General features: G+C 68.6%; 17 protein-coding genes and 3 tRNA genes. 5 read left to right on the top strand and 15 right to left on the bottom strand.

Going from position 1 to position 19,109, the window contains the following annotated elements; translation table 11 throughout:
• Positions 1-73 precede the first annotated feature (73 nt).
• From ABZX67_RS29985 to ABZX67_RS29975, 3 genes are read left to right on the top strand one after another with little or no spacing between them, the layout of a single operon-like run.
• Positions 74-967 (top strand): peptidoglycan-binding protein, encoded by an 894-nt coding sequence (locus ABZX67_RS29985; RefSeq protein ID WP_355366736.1) that lies wholly within the window; start codon positions 74-76, stop codon positions 965-967.
• Between the two features lie 14 nt (positions 968-981).
• A complete protein-coding gene (locus ABZX67_RS29980; protein WP_355366733.1) occupies positions 982-1,218 on the top strand; it encodes a hypothetical protein in 237 nt (78 codons plus the stop codon).
• Positions 1,205-1,468, top strand: a complete 264-nt coding sequence (locus ABZX67_RS29975; protein WP_355366730.1) for a hypothetical protein — start codon at positions 1,205-1,207, stop codon at positions 1,466-1,468. Before ABZX67_RS29980 ends, ABZX67_RS29975 begins: the two co-directional genes overlap by 14 nt.
• A gap of 88 nt (positions 1,469-1,556) precedes the next feature.
• Here the strand turns inward: ABZX67_RS29975 and ABZX67_RS29970 are convergent, their stop codons facing one another.
• The 9 genes from ABZX67_RS29970 to ABZX67_RS29930 all read right to left on the bottom strand — a co-directional run bounded on the left by ABZX67_RS29970 (position 1,557) and on the right by ABZX67_RS29930 (position 13,830).
• Positions 1,557-5,471, bottom strand: coding sequence for a DNA-directed RNA polymerase subunit beta' (locus ABZX67_RS29970; RefSeq protein ID WP_355366727.1), 3,915 nt, complete (start codon positions 5,469-5,471; stop codon positions 1,557-1,559).
• 96 nt (positions 5,472-5,567) lie between these two features.
• A complete protein-coding gene (rpoB, locus tag ABZX67_RS29965) occupies positions 5,568-9,053 on the bottom strand; it encodes a DNA-directed RNA polymerase subunit beta (protein ID WP_355366724.1) in 3,486 nt (1,161 codons plus the stop codon).
• Positions 9,054-9,580: 527 nt separating this feature from the next.
• Positions 9,581-9,964, bottom strand: coding sequence for a 50S ribosomal protein L7/L12 (rplL, locus tag ABZX67_RS29960; RefSeq protein WP_355366721.1), 384 nt, complete (start codon positions 9,962-9,964; stop codon positions 9,581-9,583).
• A 116-nt stretch (positions 9,965-10,080) separates the two neighbouring features.
• A complete protein-coding gene (gene rplJ, locus ABZX67_RS29955) occupies positions 10,081-10,611 on the bottom strand; it encodes a 50S ribosomal protein L10 (protein ID WP_355366718.1) in 531 nt (176 codons plus the stop codon).
• Between the two features lie 388 nt (positions 10,612-10,999).
• A complete protein-coding gene (gene rplA / locus ABZX67_RS29950; protein WP_355366715.1) occupies positions 11,000-11,722 on the bottom strand; it encodes a 50S ribosomal protein L1 in 723 nt (240 codons plus the stop codon).
• Between the two features lie 104 nt (positions 11,723-11,826).
• A complete protein-coding gene (gene rplK / locus ABZX67_RS29945; RefSeq protein WP_003956479.1) occupies positions 11,827-12,261 on the bottom strand; it encodes a 50S ribosomal protein L11 in 435 nt (144 codons plus the stop codon).
• Positions 12,262-12,420: 159 nt separating this feature from the next.
• Positions 12,421-13,338: a transcription termination/antitermination protein NusG gene (gene nusG / locus ABZX67_RS29940; RefSeq protein WP_355366712.1), complete on the bottom strand. Its 918-nt coding sequence runs from the start codon at positions 13,336-13,338 to the stop codon at positions 12,421-12,423.
• A gap of 38 nt (positions 13,339-13,376) precedes the next feature.
• Positions 13,377-13,655, bottom strand: coding sequence for a preprotein translocase subunit SecE (gene secE, locus ABZX67_RS29935; protein WP_355366709.1), 279 nt, complete (start codon positions 13,653-13,655; stop codon positions 13,377-13,379).
• Positions 13,656-13,757: 102 nt separating this feature from the next.
• A tRNA-Trp gene (locus ABZX67_RS29930) sits at positions 13,758-13,830 on the bottom strand.
• Between the two features lie 216 nt (positions 13,831-14,046).
• Here ABZX67_RS29930 and ABZX67_RS29925 point away from each other — a divergent pair.
• Both ABZX67_RS29925 and ABZX67_RS29920 read left to right on the top strand, forming a co-directional pair.
• Entirely contained in the window at positions 14,047-15,273 is a 1,227-nt protein-coding gene (locus ABZX67_RS29925; RefSeq protein WP_355366707.1) for a pyridoxal phosphate-dependent aminotransferase, read from the top strand.
• A 132-nt stretch (positions 15,274-15,405) separates the two neighbouring features.
• Positions 15,406-16,440 (top strand): adenosine deaminase, encoded by a 1,035-nt coding sequence (locus ABZX67_RS29920; RefSeq protein ID WP_355366705.1) that lies wholly within the window; start codon positions 15,406-15,408, stop codon positions 16,438-16,440.
• Between the two features lie 44 nt (positions 16,441-16,484).
• Here ABZX67_RS29920 and ABZX67_RS29915 read toward each other — a convergent pair whose 3' ends face one another.
• The 6 genes from ABZX67_RS29915 to ABZX67_RS29890 form a co-directional block, all read right to left on the bottom strand.
• Positions 16,485-17,540 (bottom strand): UDP-N-acetylmuramate dehydrogenase, encoded by a 1,056-nt coding sequence (locus tag ABZX67_RS29915; RefSeq protein WP_355366702.1) that lies wholly within the window; start codon positions 17,538-17,540, stop codon positions 16,485-16,487.
• 90 nt (positions 17,541-17,630) lie between these two features.
• On the bottom strand, positions 17,631-18,059 hold the full coding sequence (locus ABZX67_RS29910; RefSeq protein WP_355366699.1) for a MaoC family dehydratase: 429 nt from the start codon (positions 18,057-18,059) through the stop codon (positions 17,631-17,633).
• A 7-nt stretch (positions 18,060-18,066) separates the two neighbouring features.
• The gene (locus tag ABZX67_RS29905; RefSeq protein ID WP_355366696.1) at positions 18,067-18,519 is read right to left on the bottom strand and encodes a MaoC family dehydratase N-terminal domain-containing protein; all 453 of its coding nucleotides are present in this window, start codon (positions 18,517-18,519) and stop codon (positions 18,067-18,069) included.
• Positions 18,520-18,626: 107 nt separating this feature from the next.
• The gene (gene rpmG / locus ABZX67_RS29900) at positions 18,627-18,791 is read right to left on the bottom strand and encodes a 50S ribosomal protein L33 (protein WP_003948671.1); all 165 of its coding nucleotides are present in this window, start codon (positions 18,789-18,791) and stop codon (positions 18,627-18,629) included.
• A 93-nt stretch (positions 18,792-18,884) separates the two neighbouring features.
• Positions 18,885-18,957 (bottom strand) — tRNA-Met (locus ABZX67_RS29895).
• A gap of 46 nt (positions 18,958-19,003) precedes the next feature.
• Positions 19,004-19,076, bottom strand: a tRNA-Thr gene (locus ABZX67_RS29890).
• Positions 19,077-19,109: the final 33 nt, after the last annotated feature.

Genomic DNA, 19,109 nt, shown 5'->3' with positions numbered 1-19,109 from the left:
GGGGGGCCGGCCGGCCCCCCGGGCCACCCGGGCTCGACCGCTCCCACGCTCCACCACGACGAGGAGACTCAGCATGGCAGCTCCCCTCTCCCCTGACCGGCTCCTCGCCGCCCTGCGCGCCGAGGGCGTCCGCGTCGTCGAACACCCCGGCTGGCGCACCCGCAACCGGAACCACAAGGGCGCCTGGGGGCCGGTGCACGGCGTGATCGTGCACCACACCGTCTCCAGCGGCTCCGCCGCCTCCGTGGCGCTGTGCCGCGACGGCTACGCCGCCCTGCCCGGCCCGCTCTGCCAGGCCGTCATCGACAAGGAGGGCACGGTCCACCTGATCGCCAACGGCCGCGCCAACCACGCCGGGACCGGCGACGGCGACGTCCTGCGCGCGGTCAGGGCGGAGACCGCCCCGCCGCCGCCGGCCGACCAGGACACCGACGGCAACGCCCACTTCTACGGCTTCGAGTGCGTCAACCTCGGCGACGGCAAGGACCCCTGGCCGGCCGCCCAGCTGGACGCCATCGAGCGGGCCTCCGCCGCCCTCTGCCGCGCCCACGGCTGGTCGGCCGGCTCCGTGATCGGCCACAAGGAGTGGACCCGCACCAAGACGGATCCGCGCGGCTTCGAGATGCGTACGATGCGCTCCCGCATCGCCGCGCGGCTCGGGAAGCCGGCCGGCGGCCCGGGCACGCCGTCCCGTCCGGGCACCCCCGCCACGCCCCGCTACCAGCCCTTCCCCGGCTCGTCGTTCTTCACCTCCGCCACCAGCTCCCCGGTGATCACCGCCATGGGCCGCCGGCTGGTCGCCGAGGGCTGCTCGGCGTACGCCGTCGGCCCCGGCCCGCGCTGGTCGGAGGCCGACCGCCGCAGTTACGCGAAGTGGCAGCGCAAGCTCGGGTTCACCGGCTCCGACGCCGACGGGGTGCCGGGCCGCGCCTCCTGGAACGCTCTGAAGGTCCCCTACACCCGCTGAGGAGTCCCCCGATCATGACCGACGCCGCCAAGCGCACGGCCAGAACCATCCTCCAGACCGCCGTGGGCATCGCCGTCGTCCTGCCCGCGATCGTGGACGCCTCCGGTGTCCCCGCGACCCTCCCCTGGGTCGCCGGCGCCCTCGCCGTCGCCGGCGCGCTCGCGCGGGTCATGGCCCTGGAGGCCGTACAGCAGCTGCTGCCGTCCTGGCTGAGCAGCCCCTCGCCGGGAGCCGCCGATGACCGAGACTGACCGGAACGACCCCGTCGCGGTCGCCCTCGAACTGGAACGGCTGCGCGGCACGCTCGAAGCCGGGTTCGCCCGCGCCGACGGCTCGCTCGCCCTGCTGGTCCAGCGCAGCGACCAGACCGACAAGCAGCTCGCCGACCACGAGGCACGGCTCGACGCGCTGGAACGCACCCGCTGGCCCCTGGCCAGCGTCACGGCGCTCACCGCCGGCGCCGGTTTCACCCTCGCCCTGTGGCAGGCGGCGGGCCGGTAGCGGCCGCTGGCAGCCACCGGGAAACGCCGAAGGGCGGCCACCCCGTACGCAACGGGGTGGCCGCCCTTCGGTCGATCAAGCGACTCGCTTACTGGTTGTACGGACCGTAGTCGTAGTCCTCCAGCGGAACGGCCTGGCCGGAGCCGGTGCCGAACGGCGAGTAGTCGATGTCGTCGTAGCCGACGGCCGAGTACATCGCGGCCTTGGCCTCCTCGGTCGGCTCGACCCGGATGTTGCGGTAGCGGGACAGGCCCGTACCGGCCGGGATGAGCTTACCGATGATGACGTTCTCCTTGAGGCCGATCAGGGAGTCGGACTTGGCGTTGATCGCCGCGTCCGTCAGGACCCTGGTCGTCTCCTGGAAGGAGGCCGCGGACAGCCACGACTCCGTCGCCAGCGACGCCTTGGTGATACCCATCAGCTGCGGACGGCCGGAGGCCGGGTGGCCGCCTTCCTGGACCACACGACGGTTCTCGGACTCGAACTTCGACCGCTCGACGAGCTCGCCCGGCAGCAGCTCCGCGTCGCCGGACTCGATGATCGTCACACGGCGCAGCATCTGCCGGATGATGATCTCGATGTGCTTGTCGTGGATCGACACGCCCTGCGAGTTGTACACCTTCTGGACCTCGCCGACCAGGTGGACCTGGACGGCACGCTGACCCAGGATGCGCAGCACGTCGTGCGGGTTGGTGGCACCCGCGGTGAGCTTCTGGCCCACCTCGACGTGGTCGCCCTCGGAGACCAGGACCTTGGCGCGCTTCGAGATCGGGTAGGCCGTCTCGTCGCTGCCGTCGTCCGGAGTGACGACGATCTTCTTCGTCTTCTCCGTCTCCTCGATCCGCACGCGGCCGGAGGCCTCGGAGATCGGGGCGACACCCTTCGGCGTACGGGCCTCGAAGAGCTCGACGACACGGGGCAGACCCTGGGTGATGTCGTCACCGGCCACACCACCGGTGTGGAAGGTACGCATCGTCAGCTGGGTACCGGGCTCACCGATGGACTGGGCGGCGATGATGCCGACCGCCTCACCGATGTCGACCAGCTTGCCGGTCGCGAGCGAACGGCCGTAGCAGAAGGCACAGGTGCCGACCGCGGACTCACAGGTCAGGACCGAGCGGGTCTTGACCTCCTCGACGCCCGCGTTGACCAGCGCGTCGATCAGGACGTCACCCAGGTCGACGTTGGCCGGCGCGATGACCTTGCCGTCCACCACGACGTCCTCGGCGAGCATCCGCGCGTACACGGACGTCTCGACGTCGTCCGCCTTGCGCAGCACGCCGTCCTCGCCGCGCTCGGCGATCCGCAGCTTGAGACCGCGCTCGGTGCCGCAGTCCTCCTCGCGGATGATGACGTCCTGCGAGACGTCCACCAGACGACGGGTGAGGTAACCCGAGTCGGCGGTACGCAGGGCGGTGTCGGCCAGACCCTTACGGGCACCGTGGGTGGAGATGAAGTACTCCAGCACCGACAGGCCCTCACGGAAGGACGCCTTGATCGGACGCGGGATGGTCTCGTTCTTCGCGTTCGACACCAGACCACGCATACCGGCGATCTGCCGCATCTGCATCATGTTTCCTCGGGCACCCGAGTCAACCATCATGAAGATGGGGTTGGTCTTGGGGAAGTTCGCGTTCATCGCCTCGGCGACCTCGTTGGTCGCCTTGGTCCAGATCGCGATGAGCTCCTGCGTGCGCTCTTCCTTGGTGATCAGACCGCGCTCGTACTGCTTCTGGACCTTCTCGTCCTGCTCCTCGTACCCCTTGACGATCTCCTTCTTCGCCTCGGGAACGACGACGTCGGAGATGGCCACGGTGACGCCGGAACGGGTCGCCCAGTAGAAGCCGGCCGCCTTCAGGTTGTCGAGCGTCGCCGCCACGATGACCTTGGGGTAGCGCTCGGCGAGGTCGTTGACGATCTCGGAGAGCTGCTTCTTGCCGACCGAGTAGTCGACGAAGGGGTAGTCCTCGGGCAGCAGCTCGTTGAAGAGCGCGCGGCCCAGGGTCGTCCGCAGACGGAACGAGTCACCCTGCTGCCACGCCCCTGCCCCGACGCCGTCGTCCCCCTCCTCTTCCACCGGCGGGGTCCAGCCACGCGGCGGGACGGTGCCGATCGGGAAGCGGATGTCGACCTTCGCCTGGAGCGAGAGCTCGCCCATGTCGAAGGCCATGATCGCTTCGGCGGTGGAGTTGAAGGCGCGGCCCTCACCCTTGACCTCGCGCTCCTCCTCGTCCGTGGTCAGGAAGAAGAGGCCCAGCACCATGTCCTGGGTCGGCATGGTGACCGGACGGCCGTCGGCCGGCTTGAGGATGTTGTTCGAGGACAGCATCAGGATGCGGGCCTCGGCCTGCGCCTCCGCGGAGAGCGGCAGGTGGACGGCCATCTGGTCACCGTCGAAGTCCGCGTTGAACGCGGTGCAGACGAGCGGGTGGATCTGGATGGCCTTGCCCTCGACCAGCTGCGGCTCGAAGGCCTGGATGCCGAGGCGGTGCAGCGTGGGCGCACGGTTCAGCAGCACCGGGTGCTCGGCGATGACCTCTTCGAGGACGTCGTACACGACGGTGCGGCCGCGCTCGACCATGCGCTTGGCCGACTTGATGTTCTGCGCGTGGTTCAGGTCGACCAGGCGCTTCATCACGAACGGCTTGAAGAGCTCCAGCGCCATGGCCTTGGGCAGACCGCACTGGTGCAGCTTCAGCTGCGGGCCGACGACGATGACGGAACGCGCCGAGTAGTCGACTCGCTTGCCGAGCAGGTTCTGTCGGAATCGACCCTGCTTGCCCTTCAGCATGTCGCTGAGGGACTTCAGCGGGCGGTTACCGGGACCGGTGACCGGGCGGCCGCGGCGGCCGTTGTCGAACAGCGCGTCGACGGCCTCCTGCAGCATCCGCTTCTCGTTGTTCACGATGATCTCGGGGGCACCGAGGTCAAGGAGACGCTTGAGGCGGTTGTTGCGGTTGATGACGCGGCGGTACAGGTCGTTCAGGTCGGAGGTCGCGAAGCGGCCACCGTCCAGCTGCACCATCGGACGCAGGTCCGGCGGGATGACCGGCACGCAGTCCAGCACCATGCCCTTGGGGCTGTTGCTGGTCTGCAGGAAGGCGGAGACGACCTTCAGGCGCTTGAGCGCACGGGTCTTCTTCTGGCCCTTGCCGGTACGGATGATCTCGCGGAGACGCTCGGCCTCCTCCTCGAGGTCGAAGGACTCCAGGCGCTTCTGCAGCGCCGCGGCACCCATCGAACCGTCGAAGTACGTGCCGAAGCGGTCACGCAGCTCGCGGTAGAGCAGCTCGTCGCCCTCCAGGTCCTGGACCTTGAGGTTCTTGAAGCGGTTCCACACCTCGTCGAGACGGTCGATCTCGCGCTGGGCGCGGTCGCGCAGCTGCTTCATCTCGCGCTCGGCACCCTCGCGCACCTTGCGGCGCACGTCGGCCTTGGCGCCCTCGGCCTCCAGCTCGGCCAGGTCGGTCTCGAGCTTCTTGGCGCGGGCCTCGAGGTCGGCGTCGCGGCGCTGCTCGATCTGCTGGCGCTCGACGGAGACGTGGGCCTCCAGCGAGGGCAGGTCGCGCGTGCGGCGCTCCTCGTCGACGTACGTGATCATGTACGCCGCGAAGTAGATGACCTTCTCCAGGTCCTTCGGGGCGAGGTCCAGCAGGTAGCCCAGGCGGGACGGCACGCCCTTGAAGTACCAGATGTGGGTAACGGGAGCGGCCAGCTCGATGTGGCCCATCCGCTCACGGCGCACCTTGGCGCGGGTGACCTCGACGCCACACCGCTCACAGATGATGCCCTTGAAGCGAACGCGCTTGTACTTGCCGCAGTAGCACTCCCAGTCCCGGGTCGGACCGAAGATCTTCTCGCAGAAGAGTCCGTCCTTTTCGGGCTTCAGGGTGCGGTAGTTGATGGTCTCCGGCTTCTTGACCTCGCCGTGGGACCACTGACGGATGTCGTCCGCGGTGGCCAGGCCGATCCGCAGCTCGTCGAAGAAGTTGACGTCGAGCACTATGCGTCAATCCCTCTCAGGGTTTGAGTCTCAATCATGGTCTGTACGGGTCCGGGGCAGGGCCGGGGCCTCACGAGGAGGCCCCGACCAGACCCGTCAGACCTCTTCGACGCTGCTCGGCTCGCGCCGGGACAGGTCGATGCCAAGCTCTTCCGCAGCGCGGAAGACGTCCTCGTCGGTGTCGCGCATCTCGATGGACATGCCGTCCGAGGACAGCACCTCCACGTTGAGGCACAGGGACTGCATCTCCTTGATGAGCACCTTGAAGGACTCCGGGATGCCGGGCTCGGGGATGTTCTCGCCCTTGACGATCGCCTCGTAGACCTTCACGCGGCCGGTGACGTCGTCGGACTTGATGGTCAGCAGCTCCTGGAGGGCGTACGCGGCGCCATAAGCCTCCAGCGCCCACACCTCCATCTCACCGAAGCGCTGGCCACCGAACTGAGCCTTACCACCCAGCGGCTGCTGGGTGATCATCGAGTACGGACCGGTCGAACGCGCGTGCAGCTTGTCGTCGACCAGGTGGTGGAGCTTGAGGATGTACATGTACCCGACCGAGATCGGGTCCGGGAACGGCTCGCCGGAGCGGCCGTCGAACAGCCGGGCCTTACCGGTCGGCAGCACCATCCGGTCCCCGTCGCGGTTCGGGATGGTGTGCTGCAGCAGACCGGCCAGCTCGTCCTCACGCGCACCGTCGAAGACGGGGGTGGCGACGTTGGTACCGGGCTCGACCTTGTCGGCGCCGATGGCCTGGAGGCGCTGCGCCCACTCGTCCGCGAGGCCGGAGACGTCCCAGCCGCGGCTGGCGAGCCAGCCGAGGTGGATCTCCAGGACCTGTCCCGGGTTCATTCGGGACGGGACACCCAGCGGGTTGAGGATGATGTCGACCGGAGTTCCGTCCTCGAGGAACGGCATGTCCTCGATGGGCAGGATCTTGGAGATGACACCCTTGTTGCCGTGGCGGCCGGCGAGCTTGTCACCGTCGGTGATCTTGCGCTTCTGCGCGACGTACACGCGCACCAGCTGGTTCACACCGGGGGGAAGCTCGTCGCCCTCCTCGCGGTCGAAGACACGGACGCCGATGACCTTGCCGGTCTCGCCGTGCGGCACCTTCAGCGAGGTGTCGCGGACCTCACGGGCCTTCTCGCCGAAGATCGCGCGGAGCAGGCGCTCCTCCGGGGTCAGCTCGGTCTCACCCTTGGGCGTGACCTTGCCGACGAGGATGTCGCCGGCGACGACCTCGGCACCGATACGGATGATGCCGCGCTCGTCGAGGTCGGCGAGGACCTCCTCGGAGACGTTCGGGATGTCCCGGGTGATCTCCTCGGGGCCGAGCTTGGTGTCACGGGCGTCGACCTCGTGCTCCTCGATGTGGATCGAGGAGAGGACGTCGTCCTGCACGAGGCGCTGCGACAGGATGATCGCGTCCTCGTAGTTGTGACCCTCCCACGGCATGAACGCCACGAGCAGGTTCTTGCCCAGCGCCATCTCGCCGTTCTCGGTGGCCGGACCGTCGGCGAGGACCTGGCCCTCGACGACCCGGTCGCCCTCGGAGACGACGACCTTCTGGTTGACCGAGGTGCCCTGGTTGGAGCGGGCGAACTTGGCCAGTCGGTACGTGATGTACGTGCCGTCGTCGTTGGCGACGGTGATGTAGTCCGCGGAGAGCTCCTGGATCACACCGTCCTTCTCCGCCTTGACGACGTCGCCGGCGTCGGTGGCACAGCGGTACTCCATGCCGGTGCCGACGAGCGGGGCCTCCGCCTTGATGAGCGGAACGGCCTGGCGCATCATGTTCGCGCCCATGAGGGCACGGTTGGCGTCGTCGTGCTCGAGGAACGGGATCATGGCGGTCGCGACCGACACCATCTGGCGCGGCGAGACGTCCATGTAGTCCACGTCGTCGGGCGCGACGTAGTCGACCTCGCCGCCACGGCGGCGGACCAGCACGCGGGCCTCGGCGAACCGGAGCTCGTCGGTCAGCGGCGCGTTGGCCTGGGCGATGACGAAGCGGTCCTCCTCGTCGGCGGTCAGGTAGTCCACCTCGTCGGTGACCTGGCCCTCGACGACCTTGCGGTACGGCGTCTCGACGAAGCCGAAGGCGTTGACCCGGCCGTACGAGGCGAGCGAACCGATCAGACCGATGTTCGGGCCTTCCGGGGTCTCGATCGGGCACATGCGTCCGTAGTGGGACGGGTGCACGTCTCGGACCTCGAAGCCGGCCCGCTCACGGGACAGACCACCCGGGCCGAGCGCGGACAGACGACGCTTGTGCGTCAGCCCGGACAGCGGGTTGTTCTGGTCCATGAACTGCGACAGCTGGCTGGTGCCGAAGAACTCCTTGATGGAGGCGACGACCGGCCGGATGTTGATCAGGGTCTGCGGCGTGATCGCCTCGACGTCCTGGGTCGTCATGCGCTCGCGCACGACGCGCTCCATACGAGCCAGACCCGTGCGGACCTGGTTCTGGATGAGCTCGCCGACGTTGCGCAGACGACGGTTGCCGAAGTGGTCGATGTCGTCCGTCTCGACCACGATGGTCGAGCCGTTCTCACCGACGGTCTCGGTCTCGCCCGCGTGGAGCTTCACCAGGTACTTGATCGTCGCGATGATGTCGTCGACGGTCAGGACCCCGGCGTCCAGCGGCTCGTCCGCACCGAGCTTCTTGTTGACCTTGTAGCGGCCGACCTTGGCCAGGTCGTAACGCTTCGGGTTGAAGTAGAGGTTCTCCAGAAGCGTCTGGGCGGCCTCGCGCGTCGGCGGCTCGCCCGGGCGCAGCTTGCGGTAGATGTCGAGCAGCGCGTCGTCCTGGCCCTGGGTGTGGTCCTTCTCCAGGGTGGCGCGCATGGACTCGTACTCGCCGAACTCCTGCAGGATCTGCTCGGTGGTCCAGCCGAGCGCCTTCAGGAGGACGGTCACGGACTGCTTGCGCTTGCGGTCGATGCGGACACCGACCATGTCGCGCTTGTCGATCTCCATCTCCAGCCAGGCACCCCGGGACGGGATGATCTTGGCGGAGAAGATGTCCTTGTCGGACGTCTTGTCGATGGAGGAGTCGAAGTACACACCCGGCGAGCGGACGAGCTGCGACACCACGACACGCTCGGTGCCGTTGATGACGAAGGTGCCCTTGTTGGTCATGAGCGGGAAGTCGCCCATGAAGACCGTCTGGGACTTGATCTCGCCGGTCTCGTTGTTGGTGAACTCGGCCGTGACGAAGAGCGGCGCGGCGTACGTGAAGTCGCGCTCCTTGCACTCGTCGATGGAGTTCTTCGGAGGCTCGAAGCGGTGGTCGCGGAAGGTCAGCGACATCGACCCGGAGAAGTCCTCGATCGGCGAGATCTCCTCGAAGATCTCCTCCAGACCGGACTTGGTGGGGACGTCCTGTCCGGACTCCAGAGCCGCCTCGACACGAGCCTTCCAGGCGGCGTTGCCGAGCAGCCAGTCAAAGCTCTCGGTCTGCAGCGCGAGGAGGTTCGGAACCTCGAGGGGCTCCTTGATCTTTGCAAAGGAGATGCGCAGCGGGGCGGTGCTTGCGCCGTTGTTCGTATTCGCGGTCGAGGCGTTGCGCGAGGCGGCCAAGAGGGGGTCCTTCCGAGGGCTCGGACTCACTACGCGCGTACCGGTCCCCCACAGGACACGAGGACGAATTTTCCTGATGTCAGCCAAAAGGCCTGGTCAGGACAGTCGGACTCTGTGCTCTTGCGAGGGTATGCCCCTGGTGACGGGCAGGGAGCAGCTAACAGGCAGCGCAAAGGGTCAGTGTAGCCACTTGGCCCACTGATGTCCAGGGCGAGTAAATCGCGACCCTCGTTCTTCTCAACTCCCGGCACCTCGCGCTGTCGGCGCACATCGATACTGCCCGTTCGCCCGTCGATCCATGCCTCGGATGCGGATCGTTGTGACGACGCGTCCTGAGAATTGCGCGCGGCGTGCGGTTCGTCAAGGCCCCCGGGTGAGCGGGGCGCACGGCGAAGATCACCATACTCCGCGTGGGGCTCAGCGCAAGACAGGCGTCCCGAGCACGCCGAAGGGCGACCACCCGGTTGGGTGATCGCCCTTCGAAACGCCCCTGAGGGGCGTCAAGACGAGTCAGGAGACCCGCAAGGTCACTTGACCTCGACAGCCGCGCCGGCGGCCTTGAGGGACTCGGCAGCCTTGTCGGCCTGCTCCTTGTTGACCTTCTCGAGGACCGGCTTCGGGGTGCCGTCGACGAGGTCCTTGGCCTCCTTCAGACCCAGGGAGGTCAGCTCGCGCACGACCTTGATGACCTGGATCTTCTTGTCGCCGGCGCCGGTGAGGATGACGTCGAACTCGTCCTTCTCCTCGGCGGCCTCGACCGGGGCGCCCGGGGCGCCGGCGGCGGCAACGGCGACCGGAGCGGCGGCGGTGACGTCGAACTTCTCCTCGAACGCCGAGACGAACGCGGCGAGCTCGATGAGGGTCATGCCTTCGAACTGCTCGAGCAGCTCGTCCTGAGACAGCTTCGCCATGATGGCGGTCCTTCCACTAAATCGGCTGGTGCCGGGTGTACAAGTGAGGCGGGCGTACGTTGGGCCCGCTACGACCCGCGACGCGTCAGGCGGCGCGGATCAATGCGCGAGCCGAATTACTCGGCACCGCCCTGCTCGGCCTGCTTGGCACGGAGCGCGTCCACGGTGCGGACGAGCTTCGAGGGAAGCGCCTGGAAGAGCGCGGCAGCCTGGGACTGCTTGCCCTTCATGGCGCCCGCCAGCTTGGCGAGCAGAACCTCGCGGGACTCGAGGTCCGCGAGCTTCTTGATCTCATCGGCGGACAGCGCCTTGCCGTCAAGGACACCGCCCTTGATGATGAGGTTCGGGTTCTCCTTGGCGAAGTCACGAAGACCCTTCGCCGACTCCACCGGGTCACCGGTGACGAAGGCGACAGCCGTCGGGCCAGCGAAGAGCTGGTCCTCCAGCGTGATCCCGGCCTCACGGGCCGCAATCAGGGTGAGCGTGTTCTTCACCACGGCGTACTGGGCGTTCTCACCGAGCGAACGGCGCAGCTGCTTGAGCTGTGCCACGGTGAGACCGCGGTACTCGGTCAGCACAGCGGCGTTGGAGCTGCGGAACTTGTCCGTCAGCTCGGCAACCGCGGCAGCCTTGTCGGGCCTCGCCATGAGCCTCGGCCTCCTTCCGGGTGATTCGGACCGCGTGGGCTGAAGGAAGGAGACTGGGCAAAACGAAACGCCCCGGCGCAGGCGCACGGGGCGTGACTCAACCGGCTGTGCTCCGTGAGGAGCGGCATCCGGGAGTACATCCACAGTCACCTGCGCGGGTCGTCCGCAGCTAGCGGATCCTTCGGCCACCGGACCCCTCGCGAGGGCACGGCAACGACCAGCGGTCTTTGGCTTCCTCGGAAGCTTACGCGAATGGTTCCCCGTCAAGCAAATCGGGCCGAACGGCTGACGGGCCCCTTCGCCTCCGGGCGCGAAAAAACCGGCCCCCACCGCTCCGGAGAGCGATGGGGGCCGGCTTCGTACGCGAGACCCGCGACGGCCGTCAGGATCAGACGGCGGCCGGGTCCTCCTCGACGAGGAGGTTGCGGGTGCGGTTCGGGTCCAGCGGGATGCCGGGGCCCATCGTGGTGCTCAGGGTCGCCTTCTTGATGTAGCGGCCCTTGGCGGCCGACGGCTTCAGACGGAGGATCTCGTCCAGCGCCGCGGCGTAGTTCTCGACCAGCTTGGTCTCGTCGAAGGAGACCTTGCCGATGATGAAGTGCAGGTTCGCGTGCTTGTCGACACGGAACTCGATCTTGCCGCCCTTGATGTCGGTGACGGCCTTGGCGACGTCCATCGTGACGGTGCCGGTCTTCGGGTTCGGCATCAGACCACGGGGGCCGAGGACGCGGCCGAGGCGGCCGACCTTGCCCATGAGGTCCGGGGTGGCGACGACGGCGTCGAAGTCCAGACGGCCCTTCGCGACCTCGTCGATCAGTTCGTCGGAGCCGACGATGTCGGCGCCCGCGGCCTCCGCGGCCGCAGCACGGTCACCGGTCGCGAAGACCAGGACCCGGGCGGTCTTACCGGTGCCGTGCGGAAGGTTCACGGTGCCACGGACCATCTGGTCCGCCTTGCGCGGGTCGACACCCAGGCGGAAGGCGACCTCGACGGTGCCGTCGAACTTGGTGGCGGCGGTGTCCTTGGCGAGACGGACGGCCTCGAGGGGGGCGTAGTTGCGCTCCCGGTCGACCTTGGCGTCCGCGCCGCGGAGAGCCTTGCTGCGCTTCACTTCTTCTCCTGCGTAGTAACACCATGCGGCTGCGCCGCGTGGCGGGTGTGGAGTTGTGGTCGGGGCCAGCGCGGGCCCTCCCACAAAGGTCACAAGGGGGCTGATCAGCCCTCGACCGTGATGCCCATGGAGCGGGCGGTGCCGGCGATGATCTTCTCGGCGGCGTCCAGGTCGTTGGCGTTCAGGTCGGGCATCTTGGTGGTGGCGATGTCACGGACCTGGTCGCGCGTGAGCTTGGCGACCTTGGTCTTGTGCGGCTCGCCGGAGCCCTTGTCCACGCCCGCGGCCTTGAGGATCAGCTTGGCGGCCGGCGGAGTCTTGGTGACGAAGGTGAAGGAACGGTCCTCGTAGACCGTGATCTCCACCGGCACGACCATGCCACGCTGCGACTCGGTCGCGGCGTTGTAGGCCTTGCAGAACTCCATGATGTTGACGCCGTGCTGACCCAGCGCGGGGCCGACCGGCGGAGCCGGGTTGGCCGCGCCGGCCTGGATCTGGAGCTTGATAAGCCCCGTGACCTTCTTCTTCTTGGGAGGCATTGCTCTCTCCGGGTCCTAGTGAGAGTTTTCCAGCCTCCGCCCGGATCATCCGGATGGAGGCATACCGCACCACGATAACGGGTATGGCAGTGCGGCCAAAAACCGAGCAGGTCAGAGCAGCTGCGACAGCTGATCTGACCTGACCGGAAACCTGTGGGGTTAGTTCTTCTGGATCTGGTCGAAGCTCAGCTCGACCGGGGTCTCGCGGCCGAAGATCTCGACGAGGCCCTTGACCTTCTTCGAGTCGGCGTTGATCTCGTTGATCGTGGCCTGGAGCGTGGCGAACGGGCCGTCGGTGACGGTGACCGAGTCGCCGACCTCGAAGTCCAGCACCTGGACCTCGACCTTGCGGGCCGGAGCCGGCTTGCCCTCGGCCTCGGCGGCCTCGCGGGCGGCCTTGGCCTCGGCCTCCGGGGCGAGCATCTTGACGATCTCGTCCAGGGTCAGCGGGTACGGGTCGTAGGCGTTGCCCACGAAGCCGGTGACACCGGGGGTGTTGCGGACGACGCCCCAGGACTCGTTCGTCAGGTCCATGCGGACGAGCACGTAGCCAGGCAGCTTGTTCTGCTTGACGTTCTTGCGCTCGCCGTTCTTGATCTGGACGATCTCTTCCTCGGGGACCTCGGCCTGGTAGATGAAGTCCTCGACGTTCAGCGAGACGGCACGCTGCTCCAGGTTCGCCTTCACGCGCTTCTCGTAGCCCGCGTAGGTGTGGATCACGTACCACTCGCCGGGCAGGCCGCGCAGCTCCTCGCGCAGGGCGGCGACCGGGTCGACGGGGGCCTCGGGCTCCTCGGCGGCCTCTTCGTCCTCGTCCTCGACGGCCTCGAGCTCGGACTCCTCGTCCGCGTCCTCGGCGGCCTCGACGTCGCCCTCGTCCTCGACGGCCTCGTCCGCGTCCTCGTCCTCGACGTGGAGCGCGGCCTCCTCGGCCGCCTCGCCGGCAGCGGCGTCCGCAGCTTCCGCCTGGTCCTCGTCGGCCGCCTCGACGACGTCGAGCTCGTCCTGGGCGGACTCGTTCAGGTTCGGGTCAGACACGGTGGCTGCTTCTTCCTGGATACAGATGGGGTGGAACATGCGAAAAGGGGCGCCGGGGTGGGCGCCCTCCGCGGGAATCAGCCGAAGACGTACTTGACTGCTTCCTGGAAGCCGAGGTCGATCACGGTCACGAGACCGATCATGACGACGACGAAAATGATGACGACGGTCGTGTACGTCGACAGCTGGCTGCGCGTGGGCCAGACGACCTTGCGCAGCTCGGCGACGATCTGGCGGTAGAAGAGCGCGAGACGACCCAGCGGGCCCTTCTTGCCGCGCTTGCCGCCCTTGCGGTTCTTCTTGGGCGCTTCGTCTTCGGCATCAGGCATGTCGATGGAGCCTACGGCGTCCGTCACGTCTCTCACCTGATTCCGGGTCGGCCGTGCCGCGCCCGGGTGGAGCCGCACGGCGGTGCAATGACATACATACCTGCGCACACATCCTGGCGGTGTGTGTAGCAGGGCCGGAGGGACTTGAACCCCCAACCGCCGGTTTTGGAGACCGGTGCTCTACCAATTGAGCTACGACCCTTTGTCGTTCTCCCCCAACCTACCGCATCCGTGGAAGTGGTCGGTGAGGGCCAACGAGCAGAGAGTGTACGTGGTCAGCGGCTCCGCGTCGAACAGATAGCCCCGGACACGGCCCGCCGGTCGCGGCGAAAGCCCCTGTGGAGGGGCTGACGCACCGTTTGTCCGTACAGCGAAACCTGTGTACCGGGCCCCTCCGGGGTCTGGGACGATGGGCCGCATGAGCGCTGCAATCCCTCCCACCGAGCGCCGGGTCTCCGCCCGCATCGGCGCGATCTCCGAGTCCGCGACCCTCGCCGTCGACGCCAAGGCCAAGGCCCTGAAGGCCGCCGGTCGCCCGGTGATCGGCTTCGGCGCGGGTGAGCCCGACTTCCCGACGCCGGACTACATCGTCGAGGCCGCGATCGAGGCCTGCCGCAACCCGAAGTACCACCGCTACACGCCGGCCGGCGGCCTGCCCGAGCTGAAGGCCGCGATCGTCGCGAAGACGCTGCGCGACTCCGACTACGAGATCGACGCCTCCCAGGTCCTGGTGACCAACGGCGGCAAGCAGGCGATCTACGAGGCCTTCGCCGCGATCCTCGACCCGGGCGACGAGGTCATCGTCCCGGCGCCGTACTGGACGACGTACCCCGAGTCGATCCGGCTGGCGGGCGGTGTCCCGGTGGAGGTCGTCGCCGACGAGACCACCGGCTACCGGGTGTCGGTGGAGCAGCTGGAGGCGGCCCGTACGGAGCGGACCAAGGTCGTCCTGTTCGTCTCCCCGTCGAACCCGACCGGCGCCGTCTACAGCAAGGCCGACGCCGAGGCGATCGGCCGCTGGGCCGTCGAGCACGGCCTGTGGGTGCTGACGGACGAGATCTACGAGCACCTGGTGTACGGCGACGCCGCCTTCACCTCGCTGCCGGCCCTCCTGCCGGAGCTGCGGGACAAGTGCATCGTCGTCAACGGCGTGGCCAAGACGTACGCCATGACCGGCTGGCGCGTGGGATGGATCATCGGCCCGAAGGACGTGGTGAAGGCCGCGACGAACCTCCAGTCGCACGCCACGTCGAACGTCTCCAACGTCGCGCAGGCCGCCGCCCTGGCCGCCGTCTCCGGCAGCCTGGACGCGGTCGCCGAGATGCGCGTCGCGTTCGACCGGCGCCGTCAGACGATCGTGCGGATGCTCAACGAGATCGACGGCGTGGTCTGCCCGACGCCGGAGGGCGCGTTCTACGTGTACCCGTCGGTCAAGGGCCTGCTCGGCAAGGAGATCCGCGGCAAGCGCCCCGGAACCTCCGTGGAGCTGGCGGCGCTCATCCTGGACGAGGCCGAGGTCGCGGTCGTCCCGGGTGAGGCGTTCGGTACGCCGGGCTACCTGCGGCTGTCGTACGCGCTGGGCGACGAGGACCTGGTGGAGGGCGTGTCGCGGATGCAGAAGCTGCTGGCGGAGGCGCGCGACTAGGCACCTCCGGATTTTCGGACGCGAAAAGCGGGCCCCTGTGGGGCCCGCTTTTCCGTTCCCGCAAACACCCGATCGGTGAAAGGAGCGAAAAGGGGGCTCCCGCGCGGTCGACCGGTTTGGCAGGATCCCCAGATGGAGCACGTTCTTCGAGATCTGCGGCTGCTGCCCAAGGCCCATCTGCACCTGCACTTCACCGGGTCGATGCGGCCCGCCACCCTGCTGGAGCTCGCCGACAAATACGGCGTCCACCTGCCCGAGGCGCTGACCGGCGGGGAGCCCCCGAGGCTGCGGGCGACCGACGAGCGCGGGTGGTTCCGCTTCCAGCGGTTGTACGACCTCGCCCGGTCGTGCCTGCGCGAGCCGGAGGACATCCGGCGGCTGGTGCGCGAGGCCGCGGAGGAGGACGTCAGGGACGGGTCCGGGTGGCTGGAGATCCAGGTGGACCCGACGTCGTACGCGCCGAGGCTGGGCGGGCTGATCCCGGCGCTGGAGATCATCCTGGACGCGGTGGAGAGCGCGTCGCGCGAGACCGGCCTCGGAATGCGCGTCGTCGTCGCCGCGAACCGCATGAGGCATCCACTGGACGCCCGCACGCTGGCGCGGCTCGCCGTCCGGTACGCGGACCGGGGTGTGGTCGGGTTCGGGCTCTCGAACGACGAGCGGCGCGGCATGGCGCGCGAATTCGACCGGGCGTTCGCGATCGCGCGCGAGGGCGGGCTGCTGGCGGCGCCGCACGGCGGCGAGCTGACCGGCCCCGCGTCCGTACGGGACTGCCTGGACGATCTGGGGGCGCGGCGCATCGGGCACGGGGTGCGGGCCGCGGAGGACCCGCGGCTGCTGCGGCGGCTGGCCGAGAAGGGCGTGGCCTGCGAGGTGTGCCCGGCGTCCAACGTGGCTCTGGGCGTCTACGAGAAGCCCGAGCACGTGCCGCTGCGGACGCTGTTCGAGGCGGGCGTGCCGATGGCGCTGGGCGCGGACGACCCGCTGCTGTTCGGCTCCCGGCTGGCGGCGCAGTACGAGATCGCGCGCGTGCACCACGGTTTCACCGACGAGGAGCTCGCCGAGCTGGCCCGTCAGTCGGTACGGGCCTCGGCGGCGCCGGAGGACGTGCGGGCGAAGCTGCTGTCGGGCATCGACGACTGGCTGGCGGCCGCCCCGGGTGCGTGACGTGCTGCTGACCGGCCCGGGCGGGGCCGGGCGGGGTGGGGCGGTCAGAGGCTGACGCCGACCGTCACCGGCTCGTTGACGAGCGTGATGCCGAAGGCGTCCCGTACGCCGGCGACGACCTCGCGGGCCAGCGCCAGGAGGTCCTCGGTGGTGGCCCCGCCGCGGTTGGTGAGGGCGAGGGTGTGCTTCGTGGAGATGCGGGCCGGGCCGGAGCCGTAGCCCTTGGTGAAGCCCGCCTTGTCGATCAGCCAGGCCGCCGAGGTCTTGACGCGGCCCTCCCCCGCCGGGAAGGCGGGCGGGGTGACGTCGGGGCCGAGGCGGTCGCGGACGCGGGTGAGGAACGTCTCGTACGCGGCCTCGTCGAGGATCGGGTTGGTGAAGAAGGACCCGGCCGACCAGGTGTCGTGGTCCTCGGGGTCCAGGACCATGCCCTTGCCCGCTCGCAGCTTGAGGACCGTCTCGCGCGCGACGGCGGCCGGGACGCGGTCGCCGGGCTCGACACCCAGGGCGCGCGCCGTCTCGGCGTACCGGATGGGGGCGCTCATGCCCTGCGCGTCCTCCAGCTGGAAGCGGACGCGCAGCACCACGAACCGGTCCGGGTGCGCCTTGAAGCGGCTGTGGCGGTACGAGAAGTCGCACGCGGCGTTCGGAAGGGTCACGGTCTCGCCGGCGCGGCGGTCGTACGCCACGACCTCGGTGATGGTGGCGGAGACCTCCTGGCCGTACGCCCCCACGTTCTGGATCGGCGTGGCGCCCGCCGAGCCGGGGATGCCGGCGAGGCACTCGATGCCCGCGAGCCCGGCCTCGACGGTGCGCGCGACGGCGTCCGACCAGACCTCGCCGGCGGCGAGCTCCAGCCGCGTGCCGTCCAGGGAGAAGCCCTGCGTGGCGATGCGCAGGGCGGTGCCGTCGAAGCCCTTGTCGCCGATGACGAGGTTGGAGCCGCCGCCGATGATCAGCAGCGGCGTCCCGGCGGCGTCCGCCTCGCGCACGGCGGCGACGACCTCGGCGTCGGTCGTGGCCGTGACGAGGCGGGTGGCGGGCCCGCCGAGCCGGAAGGTGGTCAGCGGGGCGAGGGGGGCGTCGTGGAGTTCCTGCACGGCCCCAAGACTACGGGTGGGGACCGACAGCGAAGCCACCTCGCCCCCCTCGGTGCCCCTGGGGGCGGCCGGGGCAGCCGGGCGGGGGCCTCAGGCCAGCCGCACCACGGCGCGCGACATGCCGAGGACCTTCTGGCCCGCGCTCATCGCGGTGAGGTCGACCCGCACCCGGTTGTCGTCCAGCTTCGCGGCCACCTTCGCCGTGACGTCGATCACGGCGCCCTGGTCGTCGTTGGGGACCACGACCGGCTTGGTGAAGCGCACGCCGTACTCGACCACCGCGGCCGGGTCGCCGACCCAGTCCGTGACCACCCGGATCGCCGCCGCCATGGTGAACATGCCGTGCGCGATGACGTCCGGCAGGCCGACCTCCTTGGCGAACTTCTCGTTCCAGTGGATCGGGTTGAAGTCCCCGGAGGCGCCCGCGTACCGCACCAGCGTGGCGCGCGTCACGGGGAAGCTCTGCGCCGGGAGCTCGGTGCCGACCTCGACCTCGTCGTATGCGATCTTCGCCGTCATCGTCGCCTCACGCCTCCTCGGCGGCCCGCGCCACCAGCTTGATCCACGCCGTCACGACGTGCTCGCCGGCCTCGTCGTGCACCTCGCCCCGGACGTCCATGATGTCGTTGCCCGCGAGCGTCTTGATGGCCTCGATGGTCGAGGTGACCGAGAGCCGGTCCCCCGCGCGTACCGGACGGCTGTAGGCGAACTTCTGGTCGCCGTGGACCACCCGGCTGTAGTCGAGGCCCAGCTGCGGGTCCTCGATGATCTGTCCGGCCGCCTTGAACGTGATGGCGAACACAAAAGTCGGCGGGGCGATCACATCGGGGTGGCCCAGCGCCTTGGCAGCCTCCGTATCGACGTAAGCCGGATTCGCGTCACCGATCGCCTCGGCGAATTCGCGGATCTTTTCCCGGCCGACCTCGTACGGCGCGGTGGGCGGATAGGTCCGCCCCACGAAGGACTGGTCGAGCGCCATGGGCTGGCTACCTCCTGCTGATGCTCCTGCCGACTGTGGCAATGATCGTGGTGACAAACGACACGAGGCCGCCCCCGGGTGGGGACGGCCTCGTGTACGAGCCTGATTCAGCGCGTTTCGCGGTGCGCAGTGTGCGCGTTGCAGCGCGGGCAGTGCTTCTTCATCTCAAGACGGTCCGGGTTGTTGCGCCGGTTCTTCTTGGTGATGTAGTTCCGCTCCTTGCACTCCACGCAGGCCAGCGTGATCTTCGGGCGGACGTCGGTGGCAGCCACGTGAGTGCTCCTATGACGGACGGATGGACGGGTGAACGCAAGAAAGAGTAGCCGATCGAAGGACCGACCCTACAATCGGCTACTTTGTGTGAGTAGCGGTGACCGGACTTGAACCGGTGACACAGCGATTATGAGCCGCTTGCTCTACCGACTGAGCTACACCGCTGTGATGCTGGATCCCCTCGCCCGAAGGCGAGGATCACCGACACCAGAGCCCCAATACGGAATCGAACCGTAGACCTTCTCCTTACCATGGAGACGCTCTGCCGACTGAGCTATTGGGGCGAGCGATGAAGACATTACACGGTCGGCCGCCGT

The sequence above is a fragment of the Streptomyces sp. NPDC003036 genome (genome assembly GCF_040611175.1).
In the GTDB taxonomy this organism is placed as follows: Bacteria; Actinomycetota; Actinomycetes; order Streptomycetales; family Streptomycetaceae; genus Streptomyces.
The sequence above is the reverse complement of the archived record's forward strand: the minus strand, read 5'-3'. Positions and strand labels throughout refer to the sequence as shown.